This window comes from Rhodococcus sp. EPR-147, assembly GCF_001647185.1.
Lineage (GTDB): Bacteria > Actinomycetota > Actinomycetes > Mycobacteriales > Mycobacteriaceae > Rhodococcoides.
On the sequence record NZ_LVCU01000005.1, the window covers coordinates 1 to 4,231 of the forward strand.

Here is a 4,231-nt window from a genome sequence, read left to right on the forward strand (position 1 = left end):
ACCCATGCCGCCCATCGGGGCGCCGGTGGTGCCCCACGTCGGCGCGTAGCCCTCGTCGACGTTGACGGTGCCCGAATGCAGCCGCGCCGCAATGGCTTCGCCTTGCGCCTTGGTCTTGGCCCACACGCTGGCGTTGAGTCCGTACTCGGTGTCGTTGGCCTTCTCGATGGCCTCGTCGACGTCGGCGACGGGGTAGATCGACACCAGCGGCCCGAAGGTCTCGGTTGCCGCGCATTCCATGTCCTCGGTGACGTTCGTCAGCAGCGTCGGCTCGTAGAACAGCGGGCCGATGTCGGGGCGTGCGTTGCCGCCTGCGACGACGGTCGCGCCCTTGACCTTGGCGTCGTCGACGTGGGCCGAGACCGTCTTGATCTGATCCTCGGAGATGAGGCTGCCCATCTCGATGCCGAATTCGTAGTCGGCTCCGAGGCTCATGTTGCGCACCCGCTGACCGAACTTCTCGGTGAACTCCGCGGCGATCGACTTCTCGACGTAGATACGTTCGATGGAGATACAGAGCTGGCCGGAGTTGGAGAAGCAGGCCCGCACGGCCGCGTCGGACACTTCCCGGAGGTTGGCACCCTTGGCGACGATCATGGCGTTCTTGCCACCGAGCTCGGCGGAGAACCCGATGAGCCGACGCCCCGCCTGCTCCGCCAGTAGCTGACCGGTAGCGGTGGAGCCGGTGAACATGACGTACTCGGTGTTCTCGACGATCGCCGTTCCGACGACCGAGCCGGGGCCGGGAACCACGGCGAAAATGTCTCGTGGCAGGCCGGCCTTGTACAGGAGCTCGACGCAGGCCAATGCGCAGTACGGCGTCTGGCTGTCGGGCTTGAGCACGACTCCGTTGCCTGCAAGCAGTGCCGGGATGGCGTCGGACACCGCGAGGGTCATCGGGTAGTTCCACGGGGAGATGATTCCGACGACACCCTTCGGCTGGTACCGGATCCGAGTCTTGGTCAGCACGGGCAGCATGCCGGTGACCTTCTTCGGGGCCAACAGCTTCGCGGCGGTGCGCGCGTAGTGCCGAGCGGTCATCGAGATGTCGAGAACCTCTTCGAGGGCAGCGGCGCGGGACTTGCCGGTCTCGGCCTGCGCCATGTCCATCAGCTCGTCGCGGTGGGCGAGCACCAGGTCGCGGTAGCGGTGGAAGATCTCGGCGCGCTCGGACACGGGGCGCTTGGCCCAGGCCACCTGAGCTGCGCGAACGCGGGCGATCGCAGCGGTCGCGTCGGCGGCGATACCGACCGGGATGGTCGCCAGCTCCTTGCCGGTGAACACCTCGGTGATGGTTTTCGTCGGCCGCGATTCGGCGTCGGGGATGGCGATGAGATCGGCGAGCCGGGAGAAGGTCGAGGCGGACGGTGCTGGCATGGACTGGTCCCTACTGGTGAGTAGTGTTTTGAGTAACAGACAACCTACCTGGTCTTCGGCTCACTTCACAGGGCCGAAATTACCGAATCCTGTGGCACGATGGTCAGTGGTCTACCGGACGTCGGGGCGTACGGAGCTACAGGGTGGGAAATATATGCGCAAGGCATTCGTTCTGGCCGGAGCCGCGGCACTGATGCTGTCGTTCGCAGGGTCGGCCCAGGCCGATCCACTGCAGGATTTCATCGCTCCGCCGAGCGATCCGGATGCGTATCTCCCCACCTCACTCGGTGATCCATGGTTCGACCCACCTGCCGGGTACGAGAACCTGCAGCCCGGCACAGTGCTGAACCGTCGCGACGTCGCGGTGACTCCCGAGGCGTCGTCCGTGCAGTTGCTGTTCCGCTCCACCGATTCGAAGAACCGACCCATCGCCGCGGCGACGACGGTCCTGACGCCCACCGCGCCGTGGACCGGAGCCGGAGATCGTCCGGTCATCGCGTACAACGAGGCAACGGACTCGCTCGGTAATCAGTGCGCGCCGTCGTACACGCTGCCGCGCGGCAACAACAAGGAAGTCGATCAGGTCCGGATTCTGCTCGACCGCGGCTACACGGTCGTCGTCACCGATTACCAGGGTCCTCGGCAGGCCTATTCGGCCGGTCTCGTCTCCGGACACACCGTGCTCGACGGCTTACGCGCATCCCAGAGTGCAGGAGTGGCTGCGGACGCGCCGATCGGCATCACCGGTTACTCCGGCGGTGCCATCGCCTCGGGTTGGGCAGCGCAGTTGGCTCCCGAGTACGCGCCCGAGTTGAACATCGCCGGTGTCGCGTTCGGTGGCCCGCCGACCGACTACAAGATTTTGCAGACCTCACTGAACGGCCAGATCGGTTCCGGTCTGTTCACTGCGGCGACGATCGGATTGTCCAGGGAGTACCCGGAGATGCGGGAGCTCGCCAACGACAACGGGAAGCGACTGGCTTTGGCGCAGAAGGATCAATGCGTCGATGTGTTGTCGTATTCGGGGCTGTTGTTGCTGGACCAGCGAAACCTCTCCAACGTGCCCGATGTCTTCGACCACCCGATCACCAAGGCCGTCGTCGAAGAGAACCGGATGGGCCAGACGACGCCGGACGCACCGATCTACATCTACCAGGGGCTGCAGGACTTCCTCATCCCCAAGGAAGGTGCCGAGGCCGTGCAGGACCAGTGGTGCGCGGCGGGAGCGTCGGTTCGCCTCGAATTGGTTCCCGGAGATCATTCGGTGGCGCAGACCAACGGCCGTCCCGGTGCGTACGACTGGCTCGGGCAGCGCCTCGCCGGAGAATCCACCTCCGGGTGCGAACGTGTGACCCGATAAGCGCGGCTTGACCCTCACGCCACGGGAGGCAGCACAGTGTCTTTCGTGAGTGATTCTTCCTTCGTCGGCAACGAGACCTTCGGCAGCGACCAGGACAGCATGCAGGTCGGTGCTGTCGCACGGTTGGTGGGTGTCAGCGTCAGGACGCTGCATCATTACGACGAGATCGCGTTGGTGGTGCCGTCGGGCAGAACTCCGAAGGGCTATCGGACGTACTCGTCGGCCGATGTCGAGCGGCTGCATCAGGTGTTGACCTATCGCGAGCTCGGGTTCGCGCTCGACGTCATCGCGGCGTTGCTCGACGATCCCGCGGTCGATGCTATGGCGCATCTGCGTCGGCAGCGAGAGTTGTTGAACGAGCGAATCGATCACTTGCACGCAATGGCTGCGGCCGTGGACAAGATGATGGAGGCGAAAAAGATGGGTATGCAACTGACTCCCGAGGAGCAGCGCGAGATCTTCGGCGACAACTGGACCGGCGAAGAGTACGCAGAGGAAGCCGAGCAACGCTGGGGCGAAACCGACGAGTGGAAGCAGTCGCAGGAGCGGACGGCGTCGTTCACCAAGGACGACTGGAAGGCCATCAAGGTCGAGGCCGATCTCCTCGAAGCGGACCTCGCAGCCGCGATGCAGCGGGGTGTGTCACCGGATTCCACCGAGGCCGGGGTACTGGCCGAGCGTCATCGGGCATCGATCGAACGGTACTACGACTGCGGTTACGAGATGCAGGTGAACCTGGCGGAGATGTACATAGCCGACGAGCGATTTGCCAAGCACTACAACGGGATTGCGTCCGGCTTGGCGCAGTATCTTCGCGACGTCATCGTTGCGAACGCCGCTCGCCAGGGTTGACGCGAGCCATCGCGGACCGCTCGTGTGCGGTCGATCCACCCCAGACTCCGTATTTTTCGTCCGAGTCGAGTGCGTGTTGCAGGCAGCGCGCGATCACGGGGCATCGATCGCACACGAGCTTCGCCTGTCGCTCGAGGTTTCTCAGCGAGTATCCCCGCAGTCCCAGGGGCGGGTAGAACATCGAGACCGGCATCGAGCGGCAGGCAGCGTTCATCTGCCAATCCCAGTACTCGGAGATCGGTTGCATTGCTTGCGTTCTCATCGGCAGCCATCCCTTTCGATCAGAGATTCAGTAGTCGGCAGATGTTGCCGGATGTGACTGTGCGCCGGTTCCCCAGTCCGCCGCCCGCGGCTCGTGCGCTGAGCAGGGTTCTGCGATCGGTCACTGTCGAAGTCCTTCGGTCCGCCGCCACAAACTGACGTTAGCGTCACATATGAGATAAACCGCAGTCAACGGTGACATGTACCAAGACAGGTCGGACTAGCATTGCGCGATGACAACCGATCGCTCTACCCCGAGCCCCATGCAGTTCCTCGGGTACACGTTCGGACGCGTCCTGCCCGCGTCGATGCAAGACTGGGTTCGAAACGATCTGGTGGGTAATGGCGCCCAGGTTCGCTACATCGCGCGCTTCGTTCTTC

The 4,231-nt window shown here is 63.9% G+C and carries 5 protein-coding genes; 3 read left to right on the plus strand and 2 right to left on the minus strand.

Translation table 11 applies throughout. The features are described from left to right. Positions 1-1,416: succinic semialdehyde dehydrogenase (locus tag A2J02_RS00195; protein ID WP_269454976.1), on the minus strand; the 1,416-nt coding region annotated here is incomplete at its 3' end. A gap of 115 nt (positions 1,417-1,531) precedes the next feature. On the opposite strand from A2J02_RS00195, the gene A2J02_RS00200 reads away from it, so the two are divergent. Together A2J02_RS00200 and A2J02_RS00205 are read left to right on the plus strand one after the other, a co-directional pair. Beyond that, a complete protein-coding gene (locus tag A2J02_RS00200; RefSeq protein ID WP_068045185.1) occupies positions 1,532-2,737 on the plus strand; it encodes a lipase family protein in 1,206 nt (401 codons plus the stop codon). 99 nt (positions 2,738-2,836) lie between these two features. Then, entirely contained in the window at positions 2,837-3,589 is a 753-nt protein-coding gene (locus A2J02_RS00205; protein ID WP_068045190.1) for a MerR family transcriptional regulator, read from the plus strand. Here A2J02_RS00205 and A2J02_RS00210 read toward each other — a convergent pair. Next, the gene (locus A2J02_RS00210; RefSeq protein WP_068045187.1) at positions 3,558-3,851 is read right to left on the minus strand and encodes a WhiB family transcriptional regulator; all 294 of its coding nucleotides are present in this window, start codon (positions 3,849-3,851) and stop codon (positions 3,558-3,560) included. The two genes, A2J02_RS00205 and A2J02_RS00210, sit on opposite strands and share 32 nt — an antisense overlap. A gap of 232 nt (positions 3,852-4,083) precedes the next feature. Here A2J02_RS00210 and A2J02_RS27980 point away from each other — a divergent pair. Next, positions 4,084-4,231: DUF5313 family protein (locus tag A2J02_RS27980; protein WP_197477877.1), on the plus strand; the 148-nt coding region annotated here is incomplete at its 3' end.